The organism is Microcoleus sp. CAWBG640 (assembly GCF_020883015.1).
In the GTDB taxonomy this organism is placed as follows: Bacteria; Cyanobacteriota; Cyanobacteriia; order Cyanobacteriales; family Microcoleaceae; genus Microcoleus; species Microcoleus anatoxicus.
In genome coordinates this window covers 1-17,059 of record NZ_JAHRFC010000090.1, presented here as the reverse complement: position 1 = coordinate 17,059, position 17,059 = coordinate 1, and the positions used below count along the sequence as shown (strand labels likewise).

At 44.9% G+C, this 17,059-nt stretch carries 19 protein-coding genes and 1 pseudogene; 14 read left to right on the top strand and 6 right to left on the bottom strand.

From position 1 onward, the window contains the following. Positions 1-598: 598 nt before the first annotated feature. Positions 599-2,389, bottom strand: coding sequence for a translational GTPase TypA (typA, locus tag AAFP11_RS25935; RefSeq protein WP_341739611.1), 1,791 nt, complete (start codon positions 2,387-2,389; stop codon positions 599-601). 62 nt (positions 2,390-2,451) lie between these two features. Next, positions 2,452-2,604, bottom strand: a complete 153-nt coding sequence (locus AAFP11_RS25930; RefSeq protein ID WP_341739610.1) for a hypothetical protein — start codon at positions 2,602-2,604, stop codon at positions 2,452-2,454. 2 nt (positions 2,605-2,606) lie between these two features. On the opposite strand from AAFP11_RS25930, the gene AAFP11_RS25925 reads away from it, so the two are divergent. The 11 genes and pseudogenes from AAFP11_RS25925 to AAFP11_RS25875 all read left to right on the top strand — a co-directional run bounded on the left by AAFP11_RS25925 (position 2,607) and on the right by AAFP11_RS25875 (position 8,463). Further along, positions 2,607-2,951 (top strand): type II toxin-antitoxin system RelE/ParE family toxin, encoded by a 345-nt coding sequence (locus AAFP11_RS25925; RefSeq protein WP_341739609.1) that lies wholly within the window; start codon positions 2,607-2,609, stop codon positions 2,949-2,951. Further along, positions 2,923-3,300 carry a transcriptional regulator gene (locus AAFP11_RS25920; protein WP_341739608.1) on the top strand — a complete coding sequence of 126 codons (378 nt, stop codon included), beginning with the start codon at positions 2,923-2,925 and terminating at the stop codon, positions 3,298-3,300. Before AAFP11_RS25925 ends, AAFP11_RS25920 begins: the two co-directional genes overlap by 29 nt. A gap of 36 nt (positions 3,301-3,336) precedes the next feature. Beyond that, complete coding sequence (locus AAFP11_RS25915; RefSeq protein WP_341739607.1) at positions 3,337-3,690, top strand: type II toxin-antitoxin system RelE/ParE family toxin; 354 nt, start codon at positions 3,337-3,339, stop codon at positions 3,688-3,690. Next, positions 3,683-4,051: a transcriptional regulator gene (locus tag AAFP11_RS25910; protein ID WP_341739606.1), complete on the top strand. Its 369-nt coding sequence runs from the start codon at positions 3,683-3,685 to the stop codon at positions 4,049-4,051. Before AAFP11_RS25915 ends, AAFP11_RS25910 begins: the two co-directional genes overlap by 8 nt. 50 nt (positions 4,052-4,101) lie before the next feature. Continuing rightward, positions 4,102-4,443 (top strand): type II toxin-antitoxin system RelE/ParE family toxin, encoded by a 342-nt coding sequence (locus AAFP11_RS25905; RefSeq protein ID WP_341739615.1) that lies wholly within the window; start codon positions 4,102-4,104, stop codon positions 4,441-4,443. Beyond that, on the top strand, positions 4,433-4,795 hold the full coding sequence (locus AAFP11_RS25900; protein ID WP_341739605.1) for a transcriptional regulator: 363 nt from the start codon (positions 4,433-4,435) through the stop codon (positions 4,793-4,795). Before AAFP11_RS25905 ends, AAFP11_RS25900 begins: the two co-directional genes overlap by 11 nt. Positions 4,796-4,867: 72 nt before the next feature. After that, positions 4,868-5,185, top strand: coding sequence for a type II toxin-antitoxin system RelE/ParE family toxin (locus AAFP11_RS25895; protein ID WP_341739614.1), 318 nt, complete (start codon positions 4,868-4,870; stop codon positions 5,183-5,185). Next, positions 5,178-5,546: a transcriptional regulator gene (locus AAFP11_RS25890; RefSeq protein WP_341739604.1), complete on the top strand. Its 369-nt coding sequence runs from the start codon at positions 5,178-5,180 to the stop codon at positions 5,544-5,546. The genes AAFP11_RS25895 and AAFP11_RS25890 overlap by 8 nt, the downstream gene beginning before the upstream one ends. A 242-nt stretch (positions 5,547-5,788) precedes the next feature. Next, positions 5,789-5,908 (top strand): annotated as a pseudogene (locus AAFP11_RS25885) (type II toxin-antitoxin system RelE/ParE family toxin); the annotation flags it as partial. 4 nt (positions 5,909-5,912) lie between these two features. Beyond that, complete coding sequence (locus tag AAFP11_RS25880) at positions 5,913-6,287, top strand: transcriptional regulator (protein WP_341739603.1); 375 nt, start codon at positions 5,913-5,915, stop codon at positions 6,285-6,287. A 55-nt stretch (positions 6,288-6,342) separates the two neighbouring features. After that, complete coding sequence (locus tag AAFP11_RS25875) at positions 6,343-8,463, top strand: pentapeptide repeat-containing protein (protein ID WP_341739602.1); 2,121 nt, start codon at positions 6,343-6,345, stop codon at positions 8,461-8,463. Between the two features lie 129 nt (positions 8,464-8,592). Here the strand turns inward: AAFP11_RS25875 and hisB are convergent, their stop codons facing one another. Together hisB and fabI are read right to left on the bottom strand one after the other, a co-directional pair. Then, a complete protein-coding gene (gene hisB / locus AAFP11_RS25870) occupies positions 8,593-9,231 on the bottom strand; it encodes an imidazoleglycerol-phosphate dehydratase HisB (RefSeq protein ID WP_341739613.1) in 639 nt (212 codons plus the stop codon). A 148-nt stretch (positions 9,232-9,379) separates the two neighbouring features. After that, the gene (gene fabI, locus AAFP11_RS25865; RefSeq protein WP_341739612.1) at positions 9,380-10,156 is read right to left on the bottom strand and encodes an enoyl-ACP reductase FabI; all 777 of its coding nucleotides are present in this window, start codon (positions 10,154-10,156) and stop codon (positions 9,380-9,382) included. A gap of 329 nt (positions 10,157-10,485) precedes the next feature. Here fabI and ntcA point away from each other — a divergent pair, with 329 nt between their 5' ends. After that, complete coding sequence (gene ntcA / locus AAFP11_RS25860) at positions 10,486-11,151, top strand: global nitrogen regulator NtcA (RefSeq protein WP_341739601.1); 666 nt, start codon at positions 10,486-10,488, stop codon at positions 11,149-11,151. 199 nt (positions 11,152-11,350) lie between these two features. Beyond that, positions 11,351-13,015: a DUF3084 domain-containing protein gene (locus AAFP11_RS25855; RefSeq protein WP_341739600.1), complete on the top strand. Its 1,665-nt coding sequence runs from the start codon at positions 11,351-11,353 to the stop codon at positions 13,013-13,015. Between the two features lie 80 nt (positions 13,016-13,095). On the opposite strand, the gene AAFP11_RS25850 is transcribed toward AAFP11_RS25855, so the two are convergent. Together AAFP11_RS25850 and tnpA are read right to left on the bottom strand one after the other, a co-directional pair. Then, positions 13,096-15,048, bottom strand: coding sequence for an FAD-dependent oxidoreductase (locus AAFP11_RS25850; RefSeq protein WP_341739599.1), 1,953 nt, complete (start codon positions 15,046-15,048; stop codon positions 13,096-13,098). Between the two features lie 190 nt (positions 15,049-15,238). Next, positions 15,239-15,652 carry an IS200/IS605 family transposase gene (tnpA, locus tag AAFP11_RS25845; RefSeq protein ID WP_341739598.1) on the bottom strand — a complete coding sequence of 138 codons (414 nt, stop codon included), beginning with the start codon at positions 15,650-15,652 and terminating at the stop codon, positions 15,239-15,241. A 66-nt stretch (positions 15,653-15,718) separates the two neighbouring features. Here tnpA and AAFP11_RS25840 point away from each other — a divergent pair. Beyond that, positions 15,719-17,059: transposase (locus AAFP11_RS25840; RefSeq protein WP_341739597.1), on the top strand; the 1,341-nt coding region annotated here is incomplete at its 3' end.

Genomic DNA, 17,059 nt, shown 5'->3' with positions numbered 1-17,059 from the left:
CCGATTGAAATAGTCACTTCATTGGATTCCATAATAGAGGATACCTAACTGTATACACTCTATTATGTGTACATTCCGGTAAGTTTGTCTATATATGGGTAGATTTTATCTGACAGTTCCCAACCCCACAAATTGCTACCATCAAAAATCTTAGTGGCGGCTGGTTTATATAGATTGTTTGTCAGTCTTAAATATTATCTGTAAAACCATTGGTCTCAACTTAAACTTAAACCTAGTCACAGATGGCTGTTTGACTATTAAGACCAGATCCCCCCTAGGGCGTGTTTTCAAACCCAAAGATCCCCCCCAGCCCCCCTTAAAAAGGGGGGGGAAAGAGTCTTTAAGTCCCCCTTTTTAAGGGGGATGCGAGGGGGATCTAAATCTTAAGGAGTAGTTTGAAAACACGCCCTAGCCCCCTTAAGAAGTGGGGAACCGGAATCTTCTCTTTCGTCCCCCATCCCCCCTTGGGGGGCAGGGCTGTTTCATTCTCAAAAAAATGAGAGTTTTGTAGGGGTAGTGTCCCCGTTCCTACCCTCCCCAACAACTGTAAAACTTGAGGAGCAAGTCTAGGGCTGACATTGCCAACCCTAGACTGATTTTAGCGTTTTACTAACTTCTTAGAAACCTTCCGCAAGCGAATTGATTTCGGTGTTACTTCCACCAATTCATCCTGGCCGATGTACTCCAAAGCGCGTTCTAAACTCATATCGACTGGTGCTTGCAATTGCGCCAATTCTTCACCGCCAGATGCGCGGTGGTTTGTCAACTGCTTCGACTTGCAAATATTCAGCTCCATGTCGTCATCTCGGTTGTTTTCTCCGATAATCATCCCTCTGTAAACCTTGGTTCCGGGGGTAATGAAAAATACGCCACGGTCTTCAGCATTTTTCAGTGAATAAGTAGTTGCAGTTCCTTCTTCAAAGGAAATCAATACTCCATTGCGACGGGCGACAATTTCTCCACCGAGGGGGCGATAGTCGAGGAAGCTGTGGTTCATAATTCCAGCGCCGCGAGTCAAGCGCATAAACTCGCCTCGGAATCCAATCAAACCGCGGGCGGGGACTGAAAATTCGATTTGGGTGCGACCGGTGCTGCTGACGTGCATATCTTGCATTTCTGCTTTCCGCTGACCGAGGCGTTCGATGCAGCCGCCGACGGCTTCTTCGGGTACGTCTAAGACTAAACATTCAAAGGGTTCGCAGGGACGACCGCCGACTTCGCGGAAGATTACTTGCGGCTGAGATACTTGGAATTCGTATCCTTCGCGACGCATATTTTCGATCAGGATTCCGAGGTGGAGTTCGCCACGGCCGGATACGAGAAATTTGTCGGGGGAGTCGGTTTCTTCGACGCGCAAGGCGACGTTGGTTTGGAGTTCTCGCATTAGTCGATCGCGCACTTGTCGCGATGTTACTAAAGTACCTTCTTGACCGCAGAATGGCGAGTCGTTCACCGAGAAAGTCATCTGCAAAGTTGGTTCGTCTACCTTAATTAAAGGTAGCGCTTGCGGGTCGTTGGGACAGGTAATTGTCTCCCCAATATACGCATCAGCAAAACCAGCCACGGCGACCAGATTACCAGCAGAAGATTCTGCGATATCAATCCGCTTCAGGCCTTCAAAGCCCATCAATTTACTGATTTTTGATTTGACAAGCGCGCCGCTTTCGGTGATCAAGACTGCTTGTTGACCGACTCTAATTGTGCCGTTGTGGATGCGGCCGATGACGATGCGCCCGACGTATTCGGAGTAATCTAAGGTGGTTACTTGCAGTTGTAGTGGCTTGTTGGCGTCGCCGACGGGGGGTGGTACGTGGTCGAGGATTTCTTCAAATAGGGGCTTCATATCTACGCCTTCGTCTTCGAGGCTTTTTTTGGCGTAACCGCTTAAGCCGGAACCGAAGAGATAGGGAAATTCGCACTGATCGTCGTCAGCACCTAGTTCTAAGAACAAGTCTAAAACTTTATCAACTGCTTTGTGGGGGTCTGCTCGATCGCGATCGATCTTGTTGACAAAGACGATCGGGCGCAAGCCTTTTTCCAGGGCTTTTTTGAGCACAAAGCGGGTTTGTGGCATCGGGCCTTCGTTGGCGTCTACGATCAGCAAACAACCGTCTACCATGCCGAGAACTCGTTCGACTTCGCCACCGAAGTCGGCGTGTCCGGGGGTATCGACGATGTTGATCAGGGTTTCTTTGTATCGGACGGCGGTATTTTTGGAAAGGATGGTGATGCCACGCTCGCGCTCGATATCATTGGAGTCCATGACGCAATCTGGGATTTCTTCCCCTTCGCGGAAGACCCCGGACTGTCTGAGAAGAGCGTCCACAAGGGTGGTTTTGCCGTGATCGACGTGAGCAATGATAGCAACGTTGCGAATGGGAAGACTCATAATGCGTCCGAGACGTTAAACGGATTTAACTAAAGATTTCTTAATAATTGTAGCGCATTAAGTCAAGGGGCGATCGGGTGACTGTAATATTGGGGGGCGATCGTCGCTAGAATAAGGGTTAAGGTGCTGTTAGTGCTGTTGAGTTGGTGGAGGTTGCTAAGGTTTGATTGGGTGCGATCGCCCATATTATGATTGGTGAGTAGTTGCGATCGCATTTATGGAAGTACAACCAAGGGAAATTCGACGTTATATAAGATCAAACGGCATAGTTCCTTTTGCGGAATGGTTGGCTGCGCTGCGGGATGTTAACGCTAAAATTAGAATTGATAAGAGGCTTCAGCGGGTTAGCAATGGCAATTTAGGAGACTGTCGCTCAGTTGGCGAAGGAGTCTGCGAGTTAAAAATTGACTATGGCCCTGGCTACCGAGTCTACTTTGGACAAGCCGGAGCCACCATTGTGCTTATTCTGTGTGGTGGGGATAAAAGCACTCAAGACCAAGACATTGTTAAAGCTAAGGAATACTGGAAAGATTATGAAATACGCCAAAGTGCCGACCAGTGATAGCTATCATGATTCTAAAATTTCCAATCTTAAAGATCCCAACTATTCTGCTGCTTACCTGTCATTGATTTTTGATGAAGAGGAAGAAGGCGATTTAGAGATGGGAATAATGCGACAAGTGCTGAGAGATGTATTTGAGGCTCTTGGAGAACCAAATATGTCTGCGGAGGATGCTAAATTGCATCTGGAAAAATTAGATGTTTTGTTGCCACAAGAAGGGATTGCAACTATTTATGCTTTGGCAAATTGGCTGAATGTTTTGGGATTGAAATTATCTGTTGCGGTTGATGCTGAGGATGGGGAAATTTCTGCTAATGTTGCTGAATTGGCGGAAGTTGGTAATGCTTGATTTTGGGCGATCGCCTTTATGATGATTTACGAGTAGTTGCGATCGCACTTATGGAAGTACAACAAGAGTGAAATTCAGCGTTACGTCAAGTCAGATGGTCAGATTCCTTTCGATGAGTGGTTTTATGCTCTGCGGGATTCTCAAGCCAAACTCAAGATTAATGTGAGATTGAAGCGAGTCAGTACAGGTAATTTTGGGGACTACCGCCCAGTGGGAGAAGGAGTCTGGGAATTGAAAATTAATTTTGGTCCAGGCTACCGGGTCTATTTTGGACAAGTAGAAACAACTATAGTGCTTCTCCTGTGTGGAGGGGATAAAAGCACTCAGGACGAAGATATTCGTAAAGCAAAGAAATATTGGATTAAATACAGGAGTCAAGACAATGGTTAAAAGTGTACCTTACCATCCGTTTCTGATTGAACAGCTCAAAGATCCGGCATATTCTGCTGGCTACCTCGCGCTATTCTTGAATGAGCAAGAAGAGGGAGATTTGGATGTTGGGATTTTTCCATCAGCTTTGAAAGATGTATTTGAAGCTCTTGGGGAACCAAATATGTCAGCAGATGAGGCTAAATTGCATCTGGAAAAATTAGATGGTTTGCTGTCACAAAATGGAATGGCGACAATTTATGCTTTGGCTAATTGGCTGAATGTTTTGGGATTGAAGTTATCTGTTGCGGTTGCTGAGGAGGAAGGGGGAGAGGAAAGTTCTGTTAGTGCTGTTGAGTTGGTGGAGGTTGGTAATGTTTGATTGGGGGCGATCGCCTTTATTATGATTTACGAGTAGTTGCGATCGCATTTATGGAAGTACAACCAAGGGAAATTCGGCGTTATATTACCCCAGACGGTAGAAATCCTTTCGCAGAGTGGCTTAGTTCCCTGCGAGATTTGAATGCGGTAGTTAAAATTGAGCAAAGGCTCGATCGAGTTCGCTTGGGGAATTTAGGAAACAGCAAGTCTGTTGGGGAAGGAGTCTGCGAATTGAAAATTGACTTTGGGCCGGGGTATCGCGTGTACTTCGGACAATTTGGGTCAACAATAGTGCTTATCCTCTGTGGTGGGGATAAAAGCAGTCAAGAGCAAGATATTCGTAAAGCTAAGGAGTATTGGAAAGAATATGGAGAACGCGAAAATGCCAACTAGCGATAGTTATCAGGACTATCTGATTGAAGCGCTTAAGGATAAAATACACGCTGCTGCTTATCTAACAGCGCATTTGGAAGATGATGAGCCTGAAGCCGGTGTGCTCGAACTCGGACTTAGCAATGTATTTGAAGCTCTTGGGGAACCAAATATGTCAAATGAAGAGGCCTCATTGCACTTGGAAAAATTAGATGGTTTGCTGTCACAGAATGGAATGGCGACTGTTTATGCTTTGGCTAATTGGCTGAATGTTTTGGGATTGAAGTTATCTGTTGCGGTTGCTCAAGAAGATGAAGGGGAAGAGTCAAGTTCTGTTAGTGATGTTGAGTTGGTGGAAGTTGCGAAGGTTTGATTTTGGCCGATCGCCCGTATGATGATTTACCAGTAGTGGCGATCGCATTTATGGAAGTACAACAAGCGTGAAATTCAGCAGTACAAGATACCGGATGGCAAAATTCCTTTTTCGGAGTTGTTGGAATCTCTCCGAGACTTTCAGGGTAAAGCCAAGATTGTGAAAAGACTTGAGCGGGTTAGCGATGGTAATCTGGGAGATGCTCGATCGCTCGGAGAGGGAGTCTGGGAATTTAAAATTGACTTTGGGCCGGGCTACCGCGTCTATTTTGGACAAGTAGAAACAACTATAGTGCTTCTGCTGTGTGGCGGAGATAAAAGCACTCAAGAGCAAGATATTAGCAAAGCCAAGAAATATTGGACAGAATATAGGAGTCGAAAAAATGTCTAATGAAAGTGTACCTTACCATCCCTTGAAAATTAAATCTCTCAAAGATCCCTTATTTGCGGTGGCTTATCTCACAGAGATATTTGAGGAAGAAGAAGGTGATTTAGAGACGGGAATAATGCGAAAAGCGCTTCGAGATGTATTTGAAGCTCTTGGAGAACCAAATATGTCAGCAGATGACGCTAAATTGCACTTGGAAAAATTAGATGGTTTGCTGTCACAGAATGGAATGGCGACAATTTATGCTTTGGCTAATTGGCTGAATGTTTTGGGATTGAAGTTATCTGTTGCGGTTGCTGAGGATGAAGGGGAAGAGGAAAGTTCTGTTAGTGCTGTTGAGTTGGTGGAGGTTGGTAATGTTTGATTGGGGGCGATCGCCCCATTGGTGTCAACTTAAGGTCAAAGGTAGCCACAGACTGCTGTTTGACTATTAAATCTAGATCCCCCCTAGCCCCCCTTAAGAAGGGGGGGATAAGAGTCCGATCAAAGTCCCCCTTCCCCCATCCCCCCTTGGGGGGGGCTAGGGGGGGGTGGGGATTTAGGGGGATCTAGACTTGGCTATGAACGAGAGATACCAAGGCTTTCAGGCTTAAGTTGACACCAATGCGAGTTTATTTTGGACAAGTTGGAGCAACAATTGTACTTTTGCTAATAGGCGGAGATAAAAGCACTCAAGAGCAAGACATTCACAAGGCTAAAGAATACTGGACAGATTACAGGAGTTAAGACAATGACAATGCCTAAAAGTTTACCTTACCATCCCTTTAAAATTTCCAATCTGAAAGACCCCAACTATTCTGCTGGTTACCTGTCACTGATTTTTGATGAAGAGGAAGAGGGCGATTTAGAGACGGGAATAATGCGAAAAGTTCTGAGAGATGTATTTGAAGCTCTTGGGGAACCAATTATGTCTGCGGAGGATGCTAAATTGCATCTTGAAAAATTAGATGTTTTGTTGCCGCAATCCGGGATTGCAACTATTTATGCTTTAGCTAATTGGCTGAATGCTTTGGGATTGAAGTTGACAGTTGCGGTTGCTGAAGATGAAGGAGAAGAGTCAGGTTCTGTTAGTGCTGTTGAGTTGGTGGAGGTTGCTAAGGTTTGATTGGGTGCGATCGCCTTTATGACTATTGACTTGTTGTTAATTTTAGGGTAGCATTATGTCACAGCAAGAATTAGATTTATCGTCCTTAACCGCGAGAGTATTGCAGCTTGAAGAAAACCAAGTTGTTCTGAAAAGATATATCGCCAAACTTAAGCAGCAGTTACAATCCCATGAGCAACTATTTAACGATCGCCCTGAACCGCGACAGCTAGAAAGTTTGATGGAGCAAGTTGCAACAATTCAACAGCGGTTAAATTTAGAAATAGGGGAGAAATCAATTATTTCTGAGCCGCCGATTGAGCTTGATACTCAGACTGAAAATAAAGATTTTCAGGCTCAGTTAATATTCGATCGCCCTCACAGTCGCGCTGTGTTGATGGAGGCGCTATCAGTAGCACAAGAGCGGCTGATTATTGTTTGCCCTTGGCTCAATTGTAACAGCATTAATGATGAATTGCTGCAAAAATTTAGGGATTGCTTGAACCGAGGATGTTCGATCGATATTGGTTGGGGTTATCTGGGCGATCGGCAAAATATCGGCAAAGGATGGCGCTACAATGCTTTGGCAGATTTACAAGAGTTAGAAGGTGAATATCCCGATCAATTTCGCCTCAAGTTATTGGGTACTCACGAAAACTTTTTAGTCTGTGATTCCAGTTTTGCCATGTTGGGGAGTCATAATTTGCTGACGAATAGCGACCAAAGTGCAGAAAAAGAAGTGGGAATCCGCACCAATGATTGCCAAATTGTCAAGCAATTAATTGAGCGATTTGACAGCAGCGAAGTATTAAATGAGGAGGAGATAGAAAGGCGGTTTGTCGCGAGTTCGGATTACTTGGATCGAGGGGATTATTTGGAAGGATTGGCGGAGGATACTGAAGATATTGCTTTAGAGGATAGCTGTGAGGATGTGGAGGATGAGTCTGAGGAATGTCTGGAACCTGTTGTTAGTGTTGAGGATTTTTGGCTGCGTTACACTGAGGGAGAAAGGGATTTTACGGGGATTAATTTAGCTGGTGCTGATTTGAGCGGTAAATCTCTAACTTCTGGTGTTAATTTGAGTAATGCTAATTTAAATAAAGCTAATTTGAGGAGTGTAAATTGGCAGAGTGTAAATCTTAGTGGGGCAAATTTGAAGGGAGCCGATATGAGGGATGCGCGTTTTGATGGCACAAATTTTAGTGCGGCGAATTTATGCGGTGTTAACCTTTCTAAGGCTAGTTTATCCAGTGCCAATCTGACTCAAGCAAACTTGGTAAATGCTAACCTTTCTCAGGCTACTTTATCCAGTGCCAATCTGAATCAAGCAAACTTGGTAAATGCCAACCTCGCTCAGGCTAATTTACAATCAGCTAATCTAGAGAAAGCCAATTTAAGGAAGGCAAGTTTAAGAGCAGCTCAACTATTCTATACAAATTTTACTGAAGCAAATTTGAATGGTGCAAACCTCAGCGGAGCTCGAACCCGTCAAGATTACCCAACAAAATTCACCAGTGCAAACCTCGGTCAAGCTAACTTGAGCGGACTAAACTTGAGGAAAGTAGACATGATAAATGCTGATTTGACGAATGCAAATCTGAGCAATGCTAACCTTTTAGAAGCAAATCTTGATCGAGCAAATATCAAGGGAGTTCAGCTTCAAGGAGCGATTTACAATGAAGCAACTTTATTTCCTACTGATTTAGATCCCGTGAAAGCGGGCGCTTACTTAATTGCTCCTTATGTATCGCTGCAAAATGCCGATCTAACTGGTAGGGACTTGAGCGGTGTTAACTTAAAAGGAGCGGATTTACAAGGGGCTAATTTGAGTTCAGCCAAATTAAATAATTCCGATTTGAGAGATGTTAATTTAAGTGGGGCCAAACTTCAGGGAGCAACACTGGATAGCACAAATTTGAGCAGAGCTAATTTAAGACAAGTTAACTTGAACGATGCAAGATTAGTTAGTGCCGATCTAACTACAGCAGACTTAACTGAAGCTGACTTGCGACAAGCTGAGTTAAACTCTGCAAAACTGCGTGGTGCTGACCTAATTTCAGCAGACCTCCGCGCGGCAAGGTTAAGTTTTGCAGATTTATCTGGCGCTAACTTAACCGATGCAAAAATAGGCGGTGCTAGCTTGGAAAATGCTAAACTCACTGGTGCAATTATGCCAGATGGATCTACTCACGAATAATAATGATTTAACCACAGAGAACGCAGAGAAGGCAGAGGAAGGGAAGAGAGAGATGAATAATTCCGATGAAGAGAGGATATGGTATGACAGGTTTGCAGCAGCCCATTGGTGCAACTACAAACCCTGAAACTACAAAACCCCTTTAGAACTCGGAATCCGACTAGCGCGCCGTGGATCGATCGCCACAGCCATCCGCAAAGCCCGCGCAAATGCCTTAAATGCCGCTTCCACAATGTGATGGGAATTTCCACCCTGCAACTGTCGAATGTGCAGTGTCATTTGACTGTGGTTCACAATCGCCGCAAAAAACTCTTTCACTAACTCGGTATCGTAAGTACCAATTCGCTGATTGGGAATCTGCAAATTGTAACTTAAGTGCGGCCGTCCCGAAAAATCTAGCACTACCTCAACTAAAGCTTCATCTAGCGGGGCGATGAAGTGGCCGAAACGAGAAATGCCCGATCGATCTCCGACAGCTTTTGCCAAGGTTTGTCCTAACGTAATTCCCACATCCTCGTTCGTGTGATGATCGTCAATGGCTAAATCCCCGATCGCCTGGACGTCCAAATCGATCAATCCGTGGGAAGCAATCTGATCCAACATATGGTCTAAAAACGGAATTCCAGTCGCCGCTTTACAAGTTCCCGAACCGTCGAGATTCAGGCTAACATTGACATCCGTTTCCAATGTCGTGCGCTTCACCGAAGCAGCCCTCAGCAGGCTAACTGAATTTACAGGAGGAACAGAAGGGCGATCGATTATTTCCATAATTCGCAATTTGTCATTCATTAGTAATTAATTAGTAATTTGGGATTAGCAGTTTTCCAGCAGACAGTGGAAATCGAACAGTCAACTGTCAACTGTCAACTGTCAACTGTCAACTGTCAACTGTCAACTGTCAACTGTTTGCAAACTGTTACATTCCCATGATTTCGTAACCAGCATCTACATACAAAATCTGACCCGTAATCCCGCTAGCCATACTGCTGCATAGAAAAGTCGCAGCATTTCCTACTTCCTGTTGAGTCACCGTGCGTCGCAGGGGAGCGACTTCCTCAACGTGGTGGATCATGTCCAGAATGCCGCCAACTGCTGACGAAGCCAAAGTCCGAATTGGGCCAGAAGAAATTGCATTTACCCGAATATTTAACGGGCCAAGTTCTGCCGCCAAATAGCGAACATTCATTTCTAATGCTGCTTTCGCAATTCCCATCACGTTATAATTGGGAACTACTCGGACACCGCCGAGATAAGTCAAGGTGATAATACTGCCACCTTCGGCCATCAAGGGTTTCGCCGCTGCACAAAGCCGTACTAGGGAGTAAGCGCTAATATCCAAAGCATTGGAGAAACCTTCTCGCGAAGTATTGGTGAAATCTCCTGAGAGTTCGTCCTTGCCGGCAAAGGCTAAACAGTGAACCAGAATATCTAACTTGCCCCACTTGTCGGCGATCGTCTCAAAAGTGGACTCAATTTCCATCTCATTTTGGACATTGCAGGGCAAATACAGACTGGGATTGAGCGGTTCCACGAGTTCAGCGACTTTCCGCTCGTGTTTACCTTTTTCGTCTTTCAAATAAGTGATGCCAAGATTGGCCCCTGCTTTGTGGAGCTGCTGAGCAATGCCCCAGGCGATCGAGCGATTGTTGGCAATGCCCGTAACAAGAGCATTTTTTCCGGTCAAATCTATCATCTGTAGTTTATCTAGAAGCAACTTGCACCGTTCTCGTTGGCTAGATTCAACCACGCCACCTATTTAGACACAACTGATTGAAATATCACTGATTGAGACACAATTGAGACACAACTGAGACACAATTAAGATTAATTTGGCTGTGGAGCTACTTGGGGGCGGAATTGAAAAAGTTAAGAGAAGGGCTAGATTTAATCATACAGTGTGTGTTTACCTTAACATTAGATGGAAGTTATTGAATCATCCAATACAGGAGGTTGGAAAGTATATTTACTCAAAAATGTTAATTTTCAAGTTACAGAGCATTGATTAGTACAAAGGATCAGGTCGTGACCCATGATAGACCGCTAGCAGCCGTGTTCCGCCAAATCAGCGGCGGGGCGTTCCCACCCATTGTGGAAACCTTTGAACGGGGCAAGACAATTTTTTTCCCTGGAGACCCGGCTGAGCGCGTCTACGTTCTCATTAAAGGTGCTGTTAAGCTCTCCAGGGTATATGAAGCAGGAGAAGAAATTACTGTTGCTCTTCTCCGCGAAAATAGCGTATTTGGGGTGCTGTCTCTGATTACAGGACACCGCTCCGACAGGTTTTACCACGCCGTAGCCTTTACGCCGGTGGAATTGATCTCATTGCCGATCGAACAAGTGGAAAAAGCCCTCAAGGAAGACCCAGAACTATCGATGGTGATGCTGCGGGGATTGTCTTCTCGGATTTTGCAAACTGAGATGATGATCGAAACGTTGGCCCATCGAGATATGGGTTCGAGATTGGTCAGCTTTTTGCTGATTCTGTGCCGGGATTTTGGTATGCCCGGTACTGAAGGGATTACGATTGATTTAAAGTTGTCTCATCAGGCGATCGCAGAGGCAATCGGCTCAACGCGAGTAACGGTGACTCGCTTGCTGGGGGATCTCAGACAAGAAAAAATGATCTCGATCCACAAGAAAAAGATCACAGTCCATAACCCGGTGGCTTTAGGCCAGCAATTCACTTGACGCCGAGAGACTATAGGATTTGGGATTTGGGATTTGGGATTGAATCCCAAATCCCAAATTCGTAACCAGCCTAAATGATTTGTGTAATTTTTGTAGGGGCAATCCCACGCCCGGTTGCCCCGATCGCTTAGGGGTAGGCACGCACCATCCACTACCCCTACATATTTGCTCGATGATTTAGACAAGCTATGGAATCGGAATGACTGCTGGATACATCCTAGTATTTGTAATTTTAATTTTGGGGGGTGTGATCGCTACTGTCAGCGATCGCCTTGGGACAAAAGTCGGCAAGGCTAGATTAAGTTTATTCAAACTTCGCCCCCGCGATACTGCTGTTGTGGTGACAGTGATGGCTGGTAGCATTCTGTCAGCCACAACTCTGGGCATCTTGTTTGCTACCAGCAAGCCCCTCCGTACAGGGGTTTTTAGAATAGATGAAATTCAAAAAAGACTCAATAACGCCCGCAGAGAACTCAATCTAGCCACTGAAGAAAAAAAACGAGTTGAAACTGAATTAAGCCAAGCTAGGGCTGCTCAAGCCCAAGCTAAGGCCAATTTAGAAGAAATTAATCGTTCGTTGCAAATGGCTAATGCCGAGCAAGCCGAGACCCAAACCAAATTAAAGTCCCTGCGAGCCCAACTCAATAATGTCGAAGCTGCCAAGTCCAAAACTCAACAGCAACTGAGTCAGGTAGAAGCGGCTAAATCTCAAACCGAAAAACAGCTTGCGACGATGGAAGCAGCTAAGTTGCGAACTGAAGAACAACTGACGATTGTGGAAGTAGCCAAAGCCAGCACACAATCTCAGCTCGATCGCACTGAAAATCAATTGAAAACAGTTTCTACTCAAAAGAAAGCTTTAGGCTCAGAAATCACCCAACTACAAACCGAACGACAACAGTTAATTGAACAACGAGAGCGAGTAAAAACTCAAATTGCCCAACGGGACCAAGAAATTGCCCAGCGGAACCAAGAAATTGCCCAGCGGGACCAGGAAATTGGCTCGCGCAACAAACTAATTGCTCAGCGAGACAAGGAAATTGCCGAGCGTGTCCAAAATCTAGCCGATCGCGATCGAGCTATAGTCGATCGAGACAAAGTAATTGCCGAAAGAGAAGCTCTCTTAGAAACCCTAGCAGAGCAACAAACACAACTGGAACAGCAACAAGCTTTATTGCAACAGCAAGTACAAGTTTTAGAAAGAGACTTTCAGGCAATTCGCGAGGGGACTGTTGCCATCAGGCGAGGCCAAATTTTAGCTGCGGGAGTTGTTCGCATCGCCGAGCCAGCCCTAGCCAGTCGCGCCATCGATCGACTATTGCAAGAAGCAAATAAAACCACTGTCGGACTCATGCAGCCTGGAAATACCAAGGTAAAAGAGCAGATAGTTCAAATTACCAATGCCGAAATTGAACAACTCCTTAATCAAATAAAAGACGGTCAAGATTATGTAGTCAGAATTGTCGCCGGCGCGAACTACCTGCGGGAAGAAAAGCGGATCAAAGTATTTGCAGAAGCCGAAATCAATAGAGTTGTATTCCGCGCTGGAGATGTGATTGCAGGAGTTTCTATCGATCCCCTAGTCTTAAAAGACGAACAGGTAAGACAGCAGTTGCAGCAATTAATTGAAGCTTGCCAATTTCGGGCTCGTTTGATTGGTGTTGTCGGCGGTAGAGTCCAAGTTGCCGATAATCGGATTGAAACTTTGGCTAGTTTTGTCGATCGCCTCAAACAATATGATAAACCTCTGGAGGTTCAGGCGATCGCTACTGATGTTACATATATCGCCGGTCCGCTGAAAATAGATCTAGTTGCTGTAGAAAATGGAATAGTTGTTTTTCGGACTGGAGAACAGAAATTGTAAAGGGCAGGCAGGATGCCTACCCTACCAGAATAATCGGAGATGTCTAATCTCTCAAACCCGCCCCCGTCAGGCTGAAAACATTAGATTTTCAGTACACCTTCAGGATTGACGGTCAAGAGCGATCGCCTCTGCAAACCCTCCTGATATAAAATAGCATTAGCCGCCAACAAACCACTGCTAACCGCCCTTTCCATTAAACCGCAAGGAAAAGGCATTTTCACCCAATCTCCCGCAAATACAAGATTAGGGACATCACAGGAAGTCTCCGGGCGTTCCGCATAACTACCGGGCGGATAACCAGAGAAATTCTTTTGATTTACCAATTCCCGGTGCAGCATATTTGCCTGTTTTAATTCCGGCACAATTTCATACAACTCTTGCTCAAAAGTAGCCAGCAAAACTTGTTGATTCGGAAAATCTTTTTCCTTATAACAATAGGCGTGTAACTCCACTACACTGCCACCAGTTTCTTTGTGCCACGCGATGAATTGATCTTGAATGCGGTGGTAAAGCGTAATGCTATCAGTCAGTTTGTAGCCGGAAAGCGAGCTAAAATTGCTGTGTTCCCATGCAAAATCGCGATCGAACCAAAAACGACCAACCGCAAACGGATCGGCTATTTTCAAACTCTCAATCCGACTCTGCACCTGCGGATTCACCTCACCGCTAGCCAAACTAAACAAATGCTGCATTCCCGGCACATCCGTCGCCAAAACATAGTAATCAGCCTGCAATGTTTCTCCCAACTTTTTAGTTGGGGAATTGTCAATTGCTGCTGCTAATTGTACTTCATCAGCTTTTTGATCGACCACCTTAAATCTGGGTAAATCCCGTTGTGCAGGACCGCTAACCACTCGCCCTTCAGCATCAAAAACTGCGCCATGACAAGGACAATGAAATTGACCATCATTCTGCTTCTGCACCGTGCAGCCCTGGTGAGTACAACTCAGAGAAATCGCCTCTTTTCCTCCCGGTACTGTGGCATAAACGCTATCTCCAGCCCCGAAATATGCCGTAGAACTACTATCATTTAACAGCGAATTTTGCTTCACCCAGAAAGGTACTTTACTTTGCACATCTCCTGACTGGTAACTCAGGGAATTAATCTTGCCATTTTCCCAATGAATGTTACTAACCGCCACATCTGTCAATACTTTTCCGCCTTTACTTTCAATGTATTTAGCAATGGGTTGTACTAAACTCGTTCCCATATCTTGCCGCGTCCCATTGAATGCTAAACCTTCGGGATTTCCGAAAAAGTAGAAGTGGAAAAACTGCATTAATTCTCCCACACTCAATTCATCCGGCGAGTTGAGACTAGATTTAGCAAAAGGCAGAAAATACAAGTCATAAAGTCCGCGGGGAAACTCACCTTTCACCCAGTCAGCAACGGAGATGTTATCGAGTCTAGCGAAACTTTTTTGAGTTTGAAAACCGCCTATTTCCCGAAATACTTGCCAGTGTGCGGGTTTAGTCAGATTGATTCCCCACTTCGTCCAGTTAGGAGAAGCTATCCCTAAGTCAACTATGTTCCAAGGAAAAGCGGAATGATTAGGACGAAAAACTTCTGGTTTGTATTTGCCATCTCTAAAGATAACCGCGTAGGATTCTAAAGATACAAAGTTGTCGGTAATTTCTAATTCTTGAACTACGCTTTTGAGGTTGTAGTATTGTGGAAAAAAGCCGTGAAAACCATGTTCCATCATAAAAGTTTGGTTCCCCACGGAAATCGGCCAACTAGCAATCTTGCCGCCTAGTTGGGGCGATTTCTCCAACAGCGTTACGGCGAAACCCCGCTGACTAAGTTCGTAGGCGCAGGCGAGCCCAGCCAAGCCAGCACCGACAACTACAACGGTTTTGGGGGTGTTTAGCAGTTGCGGTAAATCGAGGGTGTCTTGCTGAAACACGGTGGGCTCTGGCTTGGAAAATCTAGAGTAGCCCAGCAGTCCGCCGGCGGCACCTACTCCGAGGAATTTGAGGGCGGTTCGTCGTGACAGTTGTTGAGATAGGGGGGAATTGGTTGATTGACTCATCAGTGGTACAAAGTAACAGGGGGTCAAAATCAATAGGCTGATCGATTTTAGATTGACAGACGGGAATCCCCACACCATACCGCTTCGGTTGGTGTGGGATGAAAGGCGCGTGAGACGAGGATTCCACTTGTTCACAATCTCAAAGCGTAGCTTTGAGCAGTGGGCAGGTGGATGACGAGACGAACAAATCTTATTCTACAGGTCTATCTTGCTCCTCAATGTACTTCTTTAATTGCTCAACCGTCACGCCGCCACAGGAAGCAATAAAATATCCATTTGTCCAAAAAACATCTTTCCAGTAAACTTTTTCAACTTCATCTACAAACTCTTTCCGCAAATAGCGACTAGATACAGTCTTAAGATTGTTGATAAGCTTACTTGGTTCAGTTTGTGGTGTATATTGAAGCAACAAATGTACGTGGTCACGCTCACCATTGAATTCTACCAATCTTCCTTCCCATTTTTCCATCAAGTTCTTAAAAATCTCCTCAAGCCTGGACAACATTGGATGGGTCAGAACTTTCCGCCGATATTTGGTTGTCAATACTAAATGACACTTGAGATCGGAAACTCCTCTGGCTTTATGGATAAAATCTTTACTCACAGACTTGACACCAAACAACATCATCTGATAAAGTAACACTAATTGATGCGCATCGGCTGTGATGTAATGAAAGCAACCTATCAGTACCAGTTATATCCCGACACTAATCAAAAATTAACCCTCAATCATTGGTTGAGAATCTGTCGCTATTGGTATAACAGACAGTTAGGCGATCGATTTGATTGGTGGGAGATGAACCGTACTGCTATAAATGCTTGTCCATTAATTGCTAGTATCTCTGCGCCCCGCGCGAAGCCCAACTACTACTCCCAAAAACAACAATTACCAGTCATCAAAAAAGACTTAATAAAAGTTTTTCACAGTGGCGAACTATTGGACTTCAAACAGGTAGATTCAACTATTCTGCAAGATGTCTCTAAGCGAGTAGACAAAGCTTTTGAGCGGTTTATCGTAGGGGATAGTAAAGGCGGGCGATCTGGTAAACCCCGATTCAAGACTGAAGCGGATTATCGGACGATGACTTTTTGTACAGCTAACAGTGACTGGATTAAATTGATTCGCAAGAATTGGTTTTATATCCGATTGCCGAAGTTGGGCATCATAAAAATTCGGATGCACCGCCCAATCCCCGATGGGTTTAACGTCAAGCAAATTAGTGTAACTAGAAAGGCTGACGGTTGGTTTGTTCAAATAATGATTGAAGACGCTTCAGTGCCACAGTTTATTCCTGATAAAGTTGCCCCAAACTGGGATAACTCGATCGGATTAGATGCGGTGCTACACGAAGATGTCTACCTGGCAACGTCATCGGGCGAAAAGTTACCTTCGTTGAAACCGCTTCGCAAAAACCAAGCCAAGCTAGACCGCATTTCAAAAAAGCGGAACAAGCGGAAGCTAGGCTCTAAATGTCGGCGAAAATTAGCCAAAAACGAAGCGAGACAGCACCAAAAAATAGCGCGTTATCGCCAAGATTTTCATTATAAAACGGCTCACAAACTTGTCAGATCTGGAGCTAAATTCTTCTTTCACGAAGACTTGAATTTAAAAGGCTTAACGAAGCGGAATAAAGTTAAGCAAGATGACGAGGGTAACTACCTCCCGAACGGTCAATCAGCAAAATCAGGATTAAACAAGTCTTGGCTCGATGCTGCGTTCGGTCAATTTTTCAAGACACTGGAATACATAGCCGAAAAAGCTGGATCAGTCGTCGTTCCGCAGAAACCTGCTTATACTTCAATGGTTCTGTGCTATCGGAATGAAATTATTTTCACCGATTGCGGTATACGGAACTATTGGGATGAGCAACATTCTTTAATGGTCGATCGCGACATCAATGCTTCGATCAATTTAAAGAGACTTGGGTTGGACATTTTCCCAAGTATAAAACGCCGTAGCGGGAATCTTTCTGTAGTAGGAACTATAGATAATAGTATCGCAAAGGAAATT